Raw genomic sequence first — 16,447 nt, forward strand, 5'->3', positions numbered from 1 at the left:
CGGCCATACTGTCCGTATCGATGGACGATGATTCACCGGTGCCGGAACGGCTCTCGCGAACGCGAAAACGGTACGACTCGGACGTGGATCGGCGTAGCTTTCTTCGGCGCTCGACGGCGACGGGTGCTGCTGCCGCGACCGTAGCCAGCGCTGGCTGTGCGGGGCTAACCGACGATACCGACGACCCAGTAGACGAGGACCCACGCACTGTGTTCGTGTTCAACACCGGCGATTCGACGGTCAGCCTGATCGACGTCTCGACCGATCAGGTGTTCGATACGGTACACATCGGCGCGACGTCGTCCTATCCCGCCAACCAGTACGCGACGGTCGAGCGCGACGACGAGACGCTCTGGATCAACGTCGAAGGGGGAGTGAGAGCGTTCAGGCCGGACTCGCTCGACAGCGTCACCCGGGTAGACACCGGCGCGGAGGCCAACTGGCAGGAACTCACGCCGGACGGATCCTCGCTGATCGTCAGTGCACGCGAACCGACGCACGCGCAGTACCGGATCGACGCGGACTCCAATTCGGAGACGTTCGGCGAGGTGACCGGCGAGATAGACCGTGGCGACGCCGGCCCCTGTGACGTGACGATGGGACCCGACGGGGCATACGCGTACGTGCCTGATCTCCGGGCGGACACGCTCACGGTGCTGGATCTCGACGGCTTCGAAATCGCGGCCCAGGTGCCGGTCGATCCGGTGCTCGATGGCGTCGACGACGTCAACTCCTACATGGGGACCGCCGCCTGGTCGGGCGAGTGGCTCGCAGTCGAGAACGCGGAAGGCGATCACGGCACCGAGAGCATCTGGGACATCAGCTATCCGACGGCACCGGAAGAACGGTATCGGTTCACCGAGGCGGACGACCTCGGTGCGGGCGCGCTGACGAGTGAGATCGGTCCCGACTCGGAGACGCTGTACGTGTTCACCCGGAACTCGAACGACGTGACCGTGATCGACGTCCCCGAACTGACGGTTATCGACCGGATCGACCTCGGCGGGAGTGCGCTCGTTGGCTCCTGGGATCCGGACCGTGAAAAACTGTATATCCCGGTGCAGGATAGCGACGAGGTTGCCGTGCTCGATCACGCTACGGGCGAGATTACGGCCCGAATCGACGTCGGTGCAGCACCAGTCGGCGCGACGGCCAGACGGGTCCGGCCGGAAGTGGATACCGGTGCACGGCTCCGCGCCTCGCTCTCACAACTGGGCTTTGGCTTCGACGACGACGATACGACGTTCTGTTACGGCGACTGTTACTGCGGATCGAGTTGCGAATAGCCCCCAACAGCCAGTTGTAGCTGACGTATCCGATCCAGAACAGTGAAGACCAAGACGAAAGAGGGCGAACGTTCACTCGTCTATGGGAGTGACCAACACGGAAGCGGACCTCGTCGTCGTCGGAGCGGGTCCGGGCGGCTATACCGCAGCAATACGCGGCGCACAGAAGGGGCTCGACGTGGTGCTGGTCGAAAAAGAGCGGGTCGGCGGTGTCTGTCTGAATCACGGCTGTATTCCCGCGAAGGCCCTGATCCACGCGGCCGGTTTCCAGCGGGATATCGCCCACTGGAACGATATCGGGATCAATACGGGCGTTGTGGACGTCGACTTTCAGGCGATACAGGAGTGGAAAAACGACGTCATCGAACAACTCGACGACGGGATTTTACAGCAGTTAGACTATCACGACGTGGAGTACGTAAACGGGACGGCGAGTTTTCTCGATTCGAGTACGATGAGAGTCGAGCACGGGGACGATGCGAGAGACATCGCGTTCGACACGGCGGTACTCGCGACCGGATCCCAACCGATCGAGATCCCGGGTCTGGAGTTCGATCAGGATGGCGTGATCTCCTCTAGGGAAGTGTTACAGGTCGACGAAGTACCGGACGAACTCGTCGTCGTCGGTGGCGGGTATATCGGGATGGAGGCAGTAACGAAGTTCTCCAAGTTCGGATCGCTGATCAAAGTCGTCGAGGCACGTGACCGCGTCCTCACGATGTTCGAGGAGGAAATCGTGAACTCCATCCAGGAGACCAGCGAGATGTACCGCGATCATATCTACACGTCGACGATGGCGAAAGGCGTCGAGTACGAGAACGGGAGACCCGTTCTGGTCGCCGAGCGGGAGGGAGAGGAACTCAGGCTGGGCGGTGACTACATAATCGTCGCGGCAGGGCGAGAGGCAAAAACCGCGTACCGTGCACTGAATCTGGGGAACACGGCGATAGAGCGGGACGACCGCGGCTACATCAAGACCGATCGCCGGATGCAAACGACGGATGAGAACGTCTTCTGTGTCGGGGACGCCGCTGGAAACCCGCACCTGGCGCACGTCGCATACAGACAGGGGAAAGTGGCCGCAGAAGTCGCGGCGGGCGGTGACGACTCGTTCGATGGCAGGTATATCCCTGCTGTGATGTACACCGACCCGGAAGTCGCTATCGTCGGCCTCAGTGAAACGGACGCCGCCGAACAGTACGACGGGATCAAGGTGGGGAGAGTCCCGTTTAGCGCTTCGGGACGGGCGCTCACGACAAACAAGAGTTCGGGGTACGTGAAAGTGATCGCAGACGCCAACGAGAAGCTACTGGGTGTGCGGATAGTCGGAGCACGAGCATCGGACTCTATCGCCGAGGCAACGCTCGCGCTAGAGATGGATGCGCATCTGGACGATATCGCGACTACGATTCACGCCCATCCGACGTTCCCCGAGGCAGTCGCCGAGGCCGCGGAAGCCGCGAAGGGCGAATCGATCCACTCGCACTGATAGTTCGATTCAGGGTTCGACCTGATTGCGAAGTCCCTCGTACTCGCCGGTCTCGTCGATCCGGCCGACGTTCTCGGCGACGATGTCGGCGAGGCGTTCGTAGTACTCGGGCGTGTGACCGGCGTTGTGCGGCGTGATCTGGACGTTACCGAGGTTCCAGAGCGGGTGTTCTTCGGGCAATGGCTCGGGATCCGTGACGTCGAGGGCCGCGCCGCGGATGGTGTTGCTCCGGAGCGCCGCGACCAGCGCGTCGGTGTCGACGACTTTGCCGCGGGCGACGTTGACAACGACGGCGTGCGGCGGCAGCGTCATCAGTTCCTCGCGGCCGATCAGCCCCTCGGTCTCGTCCGTGAGCGGGCAGGCAAGCACGACGTACTCCGAGCGGGCGAGCGCGTCGTCGAACGCCGCGCCGCCGAAGCCGACTACCTCGTCGGTCGGGCCGCCCTTCTCGGGCGTGTACCGGACGCCGATGGTTTCGACGCCGAACGCGTCGAGGCGTTCGGCCGCGGCCTGGCCGATGGGGCCGAGACCGACGACCGTTACCGTACTGCCCTGTAGTTCGCGTGTCTGGTAGTGACGCCACTCGCTGCGCTGTTGTTGCTGGAACCCCTTGTGGAACCGCCGCGTGAACGTCAGCACGTTGCCGAGGATATGTTCGCCCATGTTCGGCCCGTGGACGCCGGAGGCGTTGGTTACGGTGACGCCCTTCTCGCGGAGTTTTTCGAGGGGGAGGTGGCCGACGCCGGCGTACGCGCAGGCGAACACCTTCATTTCGGAGGCGATGTCGACTAGTTCCTCGTCGAGGACCATTCCCGCGACGAACTCGGCGTCCTCGATCAGTTCGCGTTCCCCGCCCGGCGTCCGGGCAAGCGTGATCTCGTGGTCCGGGAGTCGGTCACGGAGCGCGTTTGCGTACTCTTCGGTCGGGACACCGTGCGTGTCCTTTCGCAGGACGAGCACGTCAGTCGATGAATCGGACATACCCTGGCTGATGGGATACAGGGGTTTATTTTTGGCTAACCTGCGTCCGGAGAGCGCCCCCGTTGCATCCGCCGGTCAATGCCCCTCGAACTCGGGATCTTCCTCTTTGAAGAAGGCCTCGTGTCCGCTCGCGTAGTCGTCGGTACCGGCGAGGCGGGCAATGGTGTTCGCCTCCGCTTCGAGGTGATCGTCGAGCGAGCGGGTGTGGCTGTTCGTCATCAGGCGCTTGGACGCGCCGAAGGCTCGGGTCGGTCCGGAGGCGAGTTCCTCGGCGAGTTCGGCGACGCGCTCGTCGAACGAGCTAGCCGGAACGACTTCGGTCGCCAGCCCCATCTCGACGGCCACCTCGGCGTCGATGGGTTCGTCGAGCAGGGCTATCTCGCGGGCACGCCGGTGGCCGACGAGGTCCGGCAGGAAGTGGGTGATGCCGCCGTCCCCGGAAAGCCCGAGTCGCGGGTAGGCGAACTCGAAACGGGCCTCCTCGCTCACGACGACCAGATCCGCGGCCATCGCGAGGCCGAAGCCGGCACCCGCCGCGACGCCGTTGACGCCCGCGATAGCGGGCTTGGGCGCTGTGGCGATGTGCTGGACGGCAGTGTGGAGTCGGGAGGCGAGGTCGCGAAGCCGGCGACCGTCGGACTCGTCGCCCTCCAGGTTCGCGAGGTCCGCGCCGGTGTTGAACCACTCGTCGGCCCCGGTGAGGACGGTACAGCGAACGTCATCGTCGGTCTCCATCAACTCGATGGAGGCGTCACGGATCTCTCCTGCCATCATCTCGTTCATCGCGTTGTACGCGTCGGCTCGATCCATCCGCAGATAGCCAACCGCTCCGTCCCGTTCCACGCTCACGTGTTCGTACTCCGCGGTGAACTCGTCGGTTGCCATACTATTACCTGCGCCCCCCGAGGGGAAAAATCTTGCACGCCGTCTTCGGGCAGACTGAACAGATCCTCTGCGGTTCGTCCGGACGAGGTGTTCCGGGAGTTTAATATCTCTGGGCTTGACCTTTCGGTGTATGGATCGGTACGACGTAGCCGTCGTCGGTGGCGGTCCCGCTGGGACGAGTGCTGTCTGGGAGGCTGCTAAGCAGGGTGCTGACGCAGTGGCTCTAGAGAAGGGCGTTCCCCGCGAGGACCGCGACCGGCTCGGCCCCGACTCGACGGACGCAGCCGGGATGCTCAACTACTGGGTCGATATCATGGACATCGATCACGAACAGCTCCCTGACGGCGTGATCTTGCGCGAACTCGACGGCACGGACTTCATCGGTCCGTCCGAGGAGTTCGAGATGAACACGACCGGAATCGACTCCTCGTATCCGAACTTTGGGTTCACCTTCCAGCGCGCCCGACTGGACGACTGGCTGCGCGGGGAGGCCGAGGACGCTGGCGGGGAGTATCGAACCGGCGTCAGCGTCCTCGACGTCGAAACGAACCGCAGTGAGGGCCCACGACACCTGCTCGAACTGCGCGACGGCGAGGATATCGCTGCCGACGTACTGGTGCTGGCGGACGGCCCCCAGCGCCAGGTGACCAATCGGGTGCTCGACCGGTATATGCCCGCTGACGAGTCTATCACGGACTATCTGGGGACGACGCATGCTAACCATATCGCCTATCAGGAGTACCGGGAGATCCCGGACGAGTTGTTCGAGAAATCGAGACTCAAGTTCTGGTGGGGGTATATGCCGGGCGAGACAGCCTATCCGTGGGTCTTTCCGAACGACGGCAACGTCGCCCGCGTCGGGCTGACGATGCCGATCGGACTGAACATCGACGAGATCGAGAACCCGACCGACTACGTACTCATCGATGAGGACGACGAAAGCCTCCCGTCGGGGAGCGAGTATCTCCGCCGGCTACTCGAACACGAGTACGGCGACGAGTACGACATCGAGACCGACTTTCCGCTCGTCAAGGACAGAGGGAAACGGAAGGGGACCGAGACCTATCCGATCTCCTCGACCCGGCCGATCGACTCGCCGACTGACGCTGGCATTCTCGTCGCAGGCGGTGCCATGGGCACGACCTCGGCGTTCCACGAAGGGGGCGATCACGTCGCGATCCGGACTGGGCGCATCGCTGGCGAACTGGCGGCCAACGCCGAGGTAGAGCGATACAACGAGGCCTGGAAAGACGCGATCGGTAGCGAGATAACCCGCAACGTCGCGTTCGCGGATATCGTCTCCGATTACACCCCTGCAGACTGGGATCGGACGTTCTCCGTTGCGGAAGATCTGACCGCCACTGACAACGACAAACTGATCGACTGGGAGCTTAGCTCCGGCTTTACGGGGATGAAGCTAGTCGGCACGTACAAGCGCAAGAAGTTCAGCTATCGGAACGGCGGCTACGTCCAGTTCGCTGAATCGAAGTACGTCATCTAGGACGCTCTAGTTCCGTCTCTGCAGTACACGCGCTGTCACGAGCACCACCAGGGCGACCGCCGCGACACCCAGACCGAACCCGGGGAGGGACTCGTCGGGAGTGTTTGCCTCGTCTCCGTCCGACGCTCCGGCGTCGACAACCGAAGCGTCCTCGTCGACGACGAGCGTCCCGCCGTTGAGGAAGACGTCCTGTGGCCACCCGTTCGTCAGCGACGCCTGGCCCCCGGTGAGTTCGAGGGCGTACTCGCCCTCCGGGGCGTCCTCGTCGACGGTGAAGGTGAAGGTGACGAATCGCTCCTGGCCGGTCGCACCGCCTGCGTGTGGGTTACGGATCTGTGTGATCCGTGCGTAGCCCGCTTCCTCGTCGGTTTCCGTCTCGGTCCGGATCTGGGTCTCGTTGCCCTGCTCCATCCACGCCCCCCGATCGACGGATTCGAGCGTCAGGACGTCGCTGTCGTACTCCATCGCGACGGACGCGTTGGCCACGCCCACGTCGCCGTAGCCGCCATCGCTGGTCATCGTGACACCGATATGCACCGTCTCGCCGGGCGGTGCTTCGTTCGTCTCCGGATCCACATCCAGAACGGTCGCGTTGTCACTGCCGGCACTCAGTCCGATTATTCCTGCAGTGCCTGCGCCCGCGAGCAGGAGGAACGCAACGAGGATGGCGGCGTGTTTTTGGGACATGCTCACAGCGTATCGATAGCGAGTTGTCGTTCGCCAGTTTCGGTGAAAGCCGTCTCGTAGCCCTGATGGCGCGCCGCCTGCGAGACGGAATCTATCGCAAGGACCAGTTCGTCGCCGACTTGGATGTCATCGACCGTTGCTCCGTAGTGGAACTCCAGTTCGTGGTCGAGCGTTGGCTGAAGTCCACTGATGTCGAGTACCTCACCGTCCCGTTCGAGCGTCGCGGACAGGGACATCTGCGGGAGTACACACCGGTTGTACGGCGTTCTGGGCGAGACGGCGAGATACTGTTCCTCACCCTCCACGAAGCGTGATCCGGGCTCTAATAGCGTCGTCGCGTAGACAGCGTCATCGAACGTCGGCGTCCCGAGAAGGGTACCGGGTAAGGTCTCGGGGTCAGGCAGCGAGGAGTACGGCATCTGGTGACCGCCGTCAAGGTGCTCGCCGTTCTCGCCGCTGTCTCCGTCCTGCATCCCGCGCTCGTCCCCGTCCTGCATCCCGCGCTCGTCCCCGTCCTGCATCCCACGCTCGTCTCCGTCCTGCATCCCGCGCTCGTCCCCGTCCTGCATCCCGCGCTCGTCCCCGTCCTGCATCCCGCGCTCGTCCCCGTCCTGCATCCCGCGCTCGTCCCCGTCCTGCATTTCCCCCTCGCCCATCCCGCCCTGGCCGCGGTTCATCGGAGGGACGGCTGCTCGGCTTCCCCAGCGCTCCTCCTCGAACCGCTGTACTGATTCGACGAGACGCTGTCTGCGCTCGTTGGTCATCTCGAACTCGACTGTCACCGTCTCGGAGCGCTGGAACCGGCCCTCCATCTCGCCTGTTAACCGTACGTTCTCCATCGACCCGGTGGTGATAGTCGCCGTGTACTGGCCGTTGCCGTCGAGGTCGTAGTTGTCGCCGAAATGAAAACCCATTCCCTGCGAGAGCATGGCCCAGGGCGCTCGCGAGTCGACGAGTCGACCGTCCTGCTCGATATCAATCGAGAGGCCTGCATCGACCGGGAGGACCACGTCCGTCTCGGGATCCCAGACGCTCGCCATGAAATGAACTGAATCACTCTCTGGGGGATCGACGCGCTCGACGCCGTCGCCGATGCCGGTCTCGACGATCCAGAAGAAATGTGGGATCGAGAGCATCGGCGAGACGGCCACCTCGCCTACGATTTCCGTGTCCAGCATCGCCATCCCGTCAGTGTGTGAGGGCAGGTAGACCCCGTCCGGCGGGTTCTGGACGCGGGGCATGTCGTCCGACGTTGTCGGGTCGTCCTCGCTGTCGTCGCTTGTACAGCCAGCGAGTCCGGCCACCGCCGCGGCCGTGGCTCCGGCAGACAGAAATCGACGTCGGTTCATCGTACGTTATCTCGGGTTGGGAAATATTTATACCCCGGGACAGGCGGGGCGATGCACCGGGTCTGCAAGTCTCACTCCGGTCGCGGCGACGGGAGCGAGCGGTGCTCACGAGGCGGAACGAGGAAGTTACCACGGCGTCGAACGGAGATGTATTGCAGAATGCCGTTGTTCTGCACCGATCCGATGGGCAGGTCCGCCCCGGTCATCGCCTCGCGAGTCTTTACGAAGTCCTCGATCCGACGCTGTAACGAGAGGAAGTGGAGGCCAGCGATGTCGTCGTCGGTCGTCTCGAAGTCGCGACGGAGAATAATCGGGGATCCGTCCTCGCGGGCCCGCGCGGCCTTCTGAGCATGGCCGACCAGCCCCGAGGCGGCGTCCGACTCGGTGTCGTCCACGACGTCCGCTACCTGCGAGGAGTCCGTGAGTTTCTCGCCGTGCTCGCCGACCCGGCCCTCGCGTTCGTGGGTCGGACTGAACATCTTCGCGACGCGGATCGACTGGCTGTCCTGGTTCCACCACTGGGATAGCTGTTCGCGGATCTTCGAGACCTGCTGGGTCGTTCCCCCGGCGAACGGGCCCTCCTGGATCGTGACGCGGTCCTCGCTCGGTTGCGTGCCCGCGAACCGGCCGCGAAAGCCCATAAACATCGGCGCGCCCTCCGGGATCGGCGCGTCCTCCGGCACCCCGATCGCGCCCGTGTTCTCGGCGGGGAGTCCCGCGCCGAAAAAGCCGGTCCGCCGGTCGGCGCGCTCGAAGACGTCCGAGAGTCGCTCCTCGACGTCGACGCCGTTGACGGTATCGGGGCCGGTATCCCGTGGGCTCGCGTCCGACCCGCTAAGTTGGGCGGTGTCTCCGAACATCGCGAGTTCGGCCTCCAGGAGGGCTACTGGCTGGTCGCTTGCGAAGTGGACGAGCGCGTCGTTGTCATCCAGATCAGATTCGTCGAGACTCTCCAGCGAGTTCAGCGCCCTCGGCGCGGGCAGATCGACCGACTCGGAGAGGGGTTCGTCGTATCGCTCGAAATAGGCTGGCGAGTAGCCAACCGTGAACAGAAGTCCCTCGTTGCTCCACTCGTAAGCGCGTTCGAGCGTGCGTAGCGCGGCTTCAACCGTCTCTCTATCCTCGGCCGTTGGCGCGCCATCGACGTCGAGATACGCCAGCACGTGGTGGCGCGGCAGTTCGACGTTGCCGTCGTCGTCCCGTGAGAGGAACGGGTCCCATTCGTGCTGTCGGGTCGGGAGGTCGCCCGGCGTCTCCGTTCCCGACGGAATCTCGACCCTTTCGTCCTCGCCGAGGCAGGCGGCCAGCGCACCGGCACCGCCGACCGCGACGAGAGATTTCACGTACTCGCGGCGCGAGAGACCGTCTCGGTCAGGAAGGGACATTCGTTGGCCGAACTAGGCAGCGACGATACTTGTACCGAACGCCTCCGACCCGGTCCAGTAGCCCGGACCACGGTGTCACCGAGGGGTCGAATGGGTCCTGAACCGGCCATACTCCCGCTCCGATGACCGGTTTCTGTCGAGGCAAATCACTAAGAGCCGCGACACCGTCGACCCTGCTAGTGAACGAGCACACGATTGTCAAACTCGGACTGCTCGCCGGCGCGCTCGCGGTGGGGAGCTTTCTGCTACTAGGAACGACGCGACTGGTCGTCGGCTTCGACACGGCCCAGACCGTCGCAGCGCCGTTTTTCGCCGGTGGGTTCGTGCTCGCAGTCGTCGTCTCCGTCCTCTCCGTCCTGGTAAAACTCGGCGTGATCAGTGTCGACGAGGGATGAGTGTGCCCGCCCTGACGACACCCTTTTGCGACTTCCCCTCATAGGGTCGACTGCGTGCCTTTGTCCCCGCCCGAGTATGTCCACACGGACGCAATGACGCGCGGCGAACCCAGGCATGCAACACGCGGCATAAAACACAGGCACCTGCCGCACTGCCAGCCCGGCACGAGGGTTTCCCGGCTGAGACGGCATGCCGCCAGCAATGATGCCGGTCGTTAGTGTTCCGGGCCACACATTCATTTACCGGTATAAATCGACGTATAACGGCTCCTATTTGCTGTATTCGGCACAATTCGATTACAACTCGGAGGAGCCCTATATCGAGTTGAACACTAACGACATTATATATTACCTCAGGAGGTGCGCTTTCGATGCCTCCGCATAATTACGATGATCGCCGGGGAGAAGTCTACTTTGGCCCGTCACACAAGGTTGACGTGACGAAAGAGTAACTGGCGGAGTTCATCATTGAGGAGATGGCTCTCGAACAGTCTGACGGTAGGCCGAAGTGAACTGATGGCGTTACCGATGTCGTTGAGCTCGGGATGGAAGCGTTCCAAGAGCGATACCAAGATGGGCCGGAGTTTGCGGAGGAGATTGTAAAGCTGAACCGGAAGCTCGATGAGTACCGGAGCGAGGTCAGGGAAATAGCCGCTACACAGCAAGAACCCGTTGACACTCGTATTCAGGCGTCCAAATTAGCCCACCAGTCACAGGCACGGATTCTCAAGGTCCTGTCCGAGGCGGTATCCGTAGATGAGAGTTTCATTCCCTTCGTAGATTTGTACGAAGTGGCTGAGGAGGCTGATCCGGATTATAGTGTCGTCTCGCATCACGCAAAGTTACTCGAACACTCTGATCCCGGTGCCTATGTCAGGAGGGACGATCTGGGAGAGAAAGCCAAAATAACGAGGAGAGACGCACTTGATGAGTTTTGTAAATCAAAAGACATCACTGACGACTGTCGCAGTGTCATCGCCCTCGACCGGGTAGTGATCGGACCCAGTCCGTATCGTCCCATCGAACGCCAGCTCGTCACCGTCGTTGGCCCCTTCAGGAAGTTCGACCGAATAGGAGAGGGTAGGCCTCAGTCTCCGATGTCGAGCTCCCAGAGAACTGGTATCTCTTCGCCATTGCGATTCACGGCAACTGGTTTGGGGTCGATGTCAACAGCTGTGATCGCCTCTGGAATAGGTTCGCGGACCGACGTATGACCTTCGATACCGCGGATCGAGACAGTAACTGGGATCGACCGCCCGGGAAGGGGATATGGTCGCCCGATCGTTCGCGTTACGAAACGGTCTGTCTGGGACGGTGAGTTGCTTCCATAGTTGGTTGCTCTTCGGATGTTCGTGTTACGACATGATCTGTCGGAGTGGATGTCACACTCGCTCTCGTGGCTGTTTAGTCCTCGTGTCCCGTGAATCGGGCCCAGACGATCAGGATACTCGGGAGGACGAAGACGGCCGCCAGGAACGCGTAGACAATGGTGAGTGCGGTGATGAGACCGAACGACTGGAGGAACGGCAAAATTGCGACGAGCAAGACGGCAAAGCCCGCGGCAGTCGTTGCCGCACTCGATAGCAAGGCCCCGCCAGTACCGATCACTGTTTCGTGGAGGGCTGCTGCGGCGGTCTCCGCGTCAGCGAGTTCCTGATTGAACCGCTCGCTGATATGCAGACTGTAGTCAACGCCCAGCCCGATCGTCAGCCCAGTAATCATTCCCGTGACTATGTTGAACGGGATCTCGAGGAGTGCCATCGTCCCGAGGACCCACGTAAGCGTCATAGCGACCGGTATGATCGTGACAAAGCCGAGCGAGGCGCTCCCTTCAGTTACCCGGTAGGCAATCGAGAGGAACACCGCCACTGACAGAAGCGCGACGACGAGACTCAGGATAGCTGTCTCGGCGAGTTGATCGGCGGTGATCTGGTTGATGATTACGTCTCCCGTTGCGATCGCGGCGACGTAATCGCCCCCGATATCCTCGGCGATCCAGTCCATCTGGTCGGTCACCGTCTCGCCCTCTGCAACTCCATCGACCGTCACGACCATCCGAAGTGCTTGGTACTCGCCGTCTTCACGATGAATGACGTTGCTCGCCTCGTCGGGGGCGATCCGGTAGAGGTCGTCGAAGACAGCAGTTACGTTCCTGTCGGGGACGCCATCGTCATCGCTATCTGACGCCGCGAGCGTGGCGTTGAACGATTCGTTTCGCGCTGCAACGTCTTCCATCAAGGTGATCGGGTCGGAGATCGCGGCCGAACCGTCGGCGTAGGTTTCGGTGACAGACAGGTCACTGGCGTTTCCTCGCGCTTCTTCCATCCGATCTACTGTTCCGGGATCAGTCACATTGCCACGGACGAGGATCGTCGCCGTCGTATCTCGCCTGACGAAATCTGCGTCGAGCGTTTCGATCGCCGTTTCAGACGTGTACGTGCCTGGTGCGATGGGATCAGGAAGGTCTTTCAGCCAGTCGGCCGGATCTTCCGCGAGGAAGTCCGACTGTTCGAAACTCGCGTCGATATCGGTCGCACCGTACGCACCGACGCCACTGATCAACACGGCGACGACGATGACGACGTAGGGTACAGTCGTTGCCAGCGTCGAGCCAGTGTCCAGGATCCTGTTGATCGGCCCGCGTCCGGTGCCGACCGCCGGTTTCACTCGATCAAACCCGTGGGATTCCAGTACGTCGTCGAATTCGACCTTCAGTGCCGGGACGAGGACGCCGAAAACGAGCAGCGCGGCGACGATCCCGATCGCGCTGACGAGGCCGATCTCTCGGAAGATCGACAGGGGACTCGTAAGATTCGAGAGAAAGCCGATAGCTGTCGTTGTGGTGACGTAGACGAGCGCGACGCCGACGCTCCCGAGGCCGACAGCCATCGCTTTCGAGGGGGGCGTGTCTTCGTCCTCGCGTTCCTCGCGGTAGCGCATCACGACGTGGAGGCCATAGTCGATCGAGAGCCCGATCAGCAAAACGAGGACGACAATGAACGGTTGACTGAACGCGATGTCGAACCACCCCATCGTGCCGAACGTCCAGACGAGGACTAGTCCGATTCCGCCCAAGCCCAGCAGGATGTCCAAGGGGTCCCGGTAGACGACGACGAGGACGAACAGGACGAACGCCGCGGCAAGCGGACCAACCAGCAGAACGCTGTCGATCATGGAGTCGAGAATCTCTGTCGAGACGATCCCATCACCGTAGACGAGCGCCGACATCGACTCGCCCTCGGGGGTAAGATCAGCGATCGCAGTCTGTGCCTCTTCGATCGCCTCAGGGGCGTCGCCCGGGGCGAACGATCCGCCAGAACTCTCCTGTGTGACGACCAGCAACGTGGCGTTCACGTCGGACGATCCTGGCTCGTAGTACTCTGGTATGAACGCCAGCGCCCGGGAGGACTGGCTCGCGTTCCCGGCGAGTACGTCCGCAGAGAGGTCGTCGATCTGTGAGTCACTCAGCGACTGTAACTCTTCGATCTGTTCGTCGAGGGTCGGGTCCAGATCCGCGATCTCCGCCTGCTCGTTCGACACATTCGCGTATTCGTCGGCGAGAATGTTCTTGCTCTGGTTTCGATTTTCCACCCCATCGGCCCCGCTCTGGCCAGCAGGTGCTGTTTCGTTCGTGGGAGCAGCGCGACGCTCCGCAACGGTGCTATTGAAGAGATGGTAGTCCTCTTCAGTGAGATTCACCGAGCTGTTGGCATCAACGCTCTCGAACGCCGGGCGCACTCTCCGGTTCGGATTCGAGACGAGCGATTCGAGCGTGTTATCGAGGGCCGTTGACGTCTCGTTGAGTTCGTGCTGCCGGTCTCGTAGGTCTTCGATGCGGTTCTCACGAATTGACGTGGTTGCAAGTGTTTGCGCGACGCTCGCGGTAGGGTTCTCGTCCGCGAGCGTTTCGTTGATTGTCTCGTTGTTGCGTATGGACTGCTCGTATTCGACCATCGCCACGAGCGTCTCCCGGTCGAGGACGTCCTCATCTTGGATAATGACCTGTGCACGGGTCGCGTTTTCAGCCCCTGACGAGAAATTGGTCTCGACGTAATCGAGTGCGTCAGCCTCGTCGGCGTCGGTCTGGAACTGATCGAGCGACGTCGAACGGTCGAGCATCGTAACCCCACTGCCGACGACGACCGATGCTACGAGCATAACTGCGATAACGATCCGTGCGTTGTCTGCGATCGCTGCGGCAATATCTCTCGTCATCGGATCCCGCCCCCGATCCGTCCTGGCTCGTCACCGAACGTTCGTTCGACCATTGTGTACCGAACGTTCGTTCGGCAACCGTAGTAAAACTTTCGACGAAATGATCGGCTGTCGAGGGATTACTCGTCGCCGAGTCGCTCACATTTTCCTACCATGTGTTGAACGAACGTTCGGTATATAGATACTTGGCCTCTAGAATGGGCTAGCTACGCACTGACAGGGCGACAGCGCGACCCGGAGTTATTTCATGCTTGCCGAACATTCGTTCGGTATGGGCGAAGATTCGCAGGAAGCGTTTCCGTTCGGAGGCGAGCCAACAGATACGCGCGGACGGATCATGCAAGCGACGTTCGAGACGGTTCAGGAAAACGGGTTCGCTGGGCTGTCGATCCAGCGGATCGCTTCGAAGGCCAATCTGAGTAAGTCCTCGGTTTATCATTTCTTCGAGGACAAGGACGATCTGTTGCTCGCGTTCTTGGACGAGATGCTTGGCCAGTTCGGGGGGCCTCTAAAAGGGCTTGAAGCCGATGCCGCCCCGATCGACGTATTGTGGGCGTACATCGACTTCGGACTCTACGGAGTGACTGACGAATCAGTGCCCCCCGTAGAGGGAATGGAAATTCAGCCTGGACGACCGCTTGTCGAACTGCGCTCGCAGGGAACGTACAGCGAGGACTACCGTGATCGTTTCACCGAGATGGACGGCTCAATGCGTGACCGGCTAACGAGCGTCCTCGAACGGGGTATCCAAGAAGGAACGTTCCGCGACGTTGACCCTGAGCGGACTGCTGAGTTCCTGTTGACGGTTCTACTAGGTGGACTGTTCCGCCGGGCAACCGCCGATGGCGTCGACGTCGATGCCGTCCGTAGGGAAATAGAAATGGTCATCGAAGCTCGTATACTGAACGAAAGCTGAACAGTGTGCGGAGATACTAAACGCCCACGCACGGGAGTTGGCTGAACATGGCCGAACTCGTCTGGAGAACGTTCCAGACGCAGTGTCTCAACCGACGGATTCCGGATGCAGCGACCATCCATGCGGAGGTCGCTGCGTGGGAACAAGGACGCAACGAGCAGAATGTTACTGTTAACTGGCAGTTCACAAGCGAGGATGCGCAGACACAACTTCACCGGCTGTATCCGTCAATCGAGGAGGTCGAGAACTACCAACTCGACGGTTGGGAAGGTACTAGTAGTTCCTCGTCCGGTAGTGTTCCGGGCCACATTTCCGTATGCGAGAGACGATGTCCCCGTAGCGAGGCCGCTAGCGGATCTCGAACCGATGTCTCCGTAGCCGAACAGACCATCCGTCGACGACATCGGTTGGCCTCAGTCGGCCACCATGTGAGACCAACTTTTAGCATCTCTGCCTCGTAGTGCTATCTAGTAGCAATGTACGACGATATTCTGCTCCCGTTCGACGGGAGCGATGGTGCGATGACGGTGCTGTATCACGTCGCCGAGATTGCACACTGGGCCGATGCAACCATCCAACTCCTGTATGTCGCGGATACGACCCGGGAGAGCGTCACCGTCGTCGAAACGGAAGTCGTCGACGCACTCGAACAAAAAGGAGAGGTGGTCCTCGAGGAGGCAGAGGAGGCCCTGAGTACGCTCGGTGTCGACTACCGGTCCGACGTAGTCCAGGGGAACCCTGCGCCGACCATCGTCGAGTACGCCGAGCGATACGATCAGGACATGATCGTGATATCGACTCACGGCCGGGAAGGGGTCTCACAATACCTCATCGGGAGCGTCACCGAGAAGGTCCTCCGTCTGTCCTCCGCTCCGGTTCTCACGGCACGGATGCAACCCGACGAGCAACTGGAGTTTCCCTACGAGGACATCCTCGTGCCGACGGACGGGAGCGCCGGCGCAGCATACGCTGCTCAGCACGGCATTTCGCTCGCAGCATCGCTCGATGCAACCGTGCATGCCCTCTCCGTCGTGGACGATTCCCTACTGGGTATCGACGTGCTGTCCACGCTATCGGGGCAGGATAGCGAGGAGGCGGCGACCGATGCCGTGGACGACATCGTCGAGGAGGCCGAGGCACAGGGGGTGACGAACACCGAACGGTACATCGAACACGGAACGCCCCTCTCGGAGATTCTGGACTGTATCGAGGCACAGGGCATCGACGCCGTCGTGATGGGAACGACAGGCAGGCGAGAGACCGATCGGATATCGCTCGGTGGCGTCACGGAGAAAACGGTCCGCTCTGCACCAGTGCCGGTCATCACAGCCAGGAAACCGGACTGAACGCGCAGTAGT

13 protein-coding genes are annotated in these 16,447 nt (G+C 61.7%); 7 read left to right on the forward strand and 6 right to left on the reverse strand.

From position 1 onward, the window contains the following. Positions 1-20: 20 nt before the first annotated feature. A complete protein-coding gene (locus ACFQL3_RS08625; RefSeq protein WP_377053297.1) occupies positions 21-1,286 on the forward strand; it encodes a YncE family protein in 1,266 nt (421 codons plus the stop codon). An 82-nt stretch (positions 1,287-1,368) separates the two neighbouring features. Then, entirely contained in the window at positions 1,369-2,775 is a 1,407-nt protein-coding gene (gene lpdA, locus ACFQL3_RS08630; RefSeq protein WP_377053299.1) for a dihydrolipoyl dehydrogenase, read from the forward strand. A gap of 9 nt (positions 2,776-2,784) precedes the next feature. Here lpdA and ACFQL3_RS08635 read toward each other — a convergent pair whose 3' ends face one another. Then, a complete protein-coding gene (locus ACFQL3_RS08635) occupies positions 2,785-3,756 on the reverse strand; it encodes a D-2-hydroxyacid dehydrogenase (protein ID WP_377053301.1) in 972 nt (323 codons plus the stop codon). Between the two features lie 75 nt (positions 3,757-3,831). Beyond that, the gene (locus ACFQL3_RS08640; RefSeq protein ID WP_377053303.1) at positions 3,832-4,641 is read right to left on the reverse strand and encodes an enoyl-CoA hydratase/isomerase family protein; all 810 of its coding nucleotides are present in this window, start codon (positions 4,639-4,641) and stop codon (positions 3,832-3,834) included. A gap of 130 nt (positions 4,642-4,771) precedes the next feature. Here ACFQL3_RS08640 and ACFQL3_RS08645 point away from each other — a divergent pair, with 130 nt between their 5' ends. Further along, on the forward strand, positions 4,772-6,142 hold the full coding sequence (locus ACFQL3_RS08645) for an NAD(P)/FAD-dependent oxidoreductase (protein WP_377053305.1): 1,371 nt from the start codon (positions 4,772-4,774) through the stop codon (positions 6,140-6,142). 6 nt (positions 6,143-6,148) lie between these two features. Here ACFQL3_RS08645 and ACFQL3_RS08650 read toward each other — a convergent pair whose 3' ends face one another. The 3 genes from ACFQL3_RS08650 to ACFQL3_RS08660 all read right to left on the reverse strand — a co-directional run bounded on the left by ACFQL3_RS08650 (position 6,149) and on the right by ACFQL3_RS08660 (position 9,563). Then, positions 6,149-6,829: a cohesin domain-containing protein gene (locus ACFQL3_RS08650; protein ID WP_377053307.1), complete on the reverse strand. Its 681-nt coding sequence runs from the start codon at positions 6,827-6,829 to the stop codon at positions 6,149-6,151. A 2-nt stretch (positions 6,830-6,831) separates the two neighbouring features. After that, on the reverse strand, positions 6,832-8,178 hold the full coding sequence (locus ACFQL3_RS08655; protein ID WP_377053309.1) for a DUF7350 domain-containing protein: 1,347 nt from the start codon (positions 8,176-8,178) through the stop codon (positions 6,832-6,834). Positions 8,179-8,249: 71 nt separating this feature from the next. After that, a complete protein-coding gene (locus ACFQL3_RS08660; RefSeq protein ID WP_377053311.1) occupies positions 8,250-9,563 on the reverse strand; it encodes a DUF7405 family protein in 1,314 nt (437 codons plus the stop codon). Between the two features lie 179 nt (positions 9,564-9,742). Between ACFQL3_RS08660 and ACFQL3_RS08665 the strand changes: the two genes are divergently transcribed. Together ACFQL3_RS08665 and ACFQL3_RS08670 are read left to right on the forward strand one after the other, a co-directional pair. After that, on the forward strand, positions 9,743-9,958 hold the full coding sequence (locus ACFQL3_RS08665; RefSeq protein WP_377053313.1) for a hypothetical protein: 216 nt from the start codon (positions 9,743-9,745) through the stop codon (positions 9,956-9,958). 545 nt (positions 9,959-10,503) lie between these two features. Next, complete coding sequence (locus tag ACFQL3_RS08670) at positions 10,504-11,172, forward strand: hypothetical protein (protein WP_377053315.1); 669 nt, start codon at positions 10,504-10,506, stop codon at positions 11,170-11,172. A gap of 190 nt (positions 11,173-11,362) precedes the next feature. Here the strand turns inward: ACFQL3_RS08670 and ACFQL3_RS08675 are convergent, their stop codons facing one another. Then, a complete protein-coding gene (locus ACFQL3_RS08675) occupies positions 11,363-14,173 on the reverse strand; it encodes an efflux RND transporter permease subunit (RefSeq protein ID WP_377053317.1) in 2,811 nt (936 codons plus the stop codon). A 271-nt stretch (positions 14,174-14,444) separates the two neighbouring features. On the opposite strand from ACFQL3_RS08675, the gene ACFQL3_RS08680 reads away from it, so the two are divergent. Further along, the gene (locus tag ACFQL3_RS08680) at positions 14,445-15,089 is read left to right on the forward strand and encodes a TetR/AcrR family transcriptional regulator (RefSeq protein WP_377053319.1); all 645 of its coding nucleotides are present in this window, start codon (positions 14,445-14,447) and stop codon (positions 15,087-15,089) included. Positions 15,090-15,565: 476 nt separating this feature from the next. Continuing rightward, the gene (locus tag ACFQL3_RS08685; protein ID WP_377053321.1) at positions 15,566-16,435 is read left to right on the forward strand and encodes a universal stress protein; all 870 of its coding nucleotides are present in this window, start codon (positions 15,566-15,568) and stop codon (positions 16,433-16,435) included. Positions 16,436-16,447: the final 12 nt, after the last annotated feature.

The organism is Natronoarchaeum sp. GCM10025321 (genome assembly GCF_042663585.1).
In the GTDB taxonomy this organism is placed as follows: domain Archaea; phylum Halobacteriota; class Halobacteria; order Halobacteriales; family Natronoarchaeaceae; genus Natranaeroarchaeum.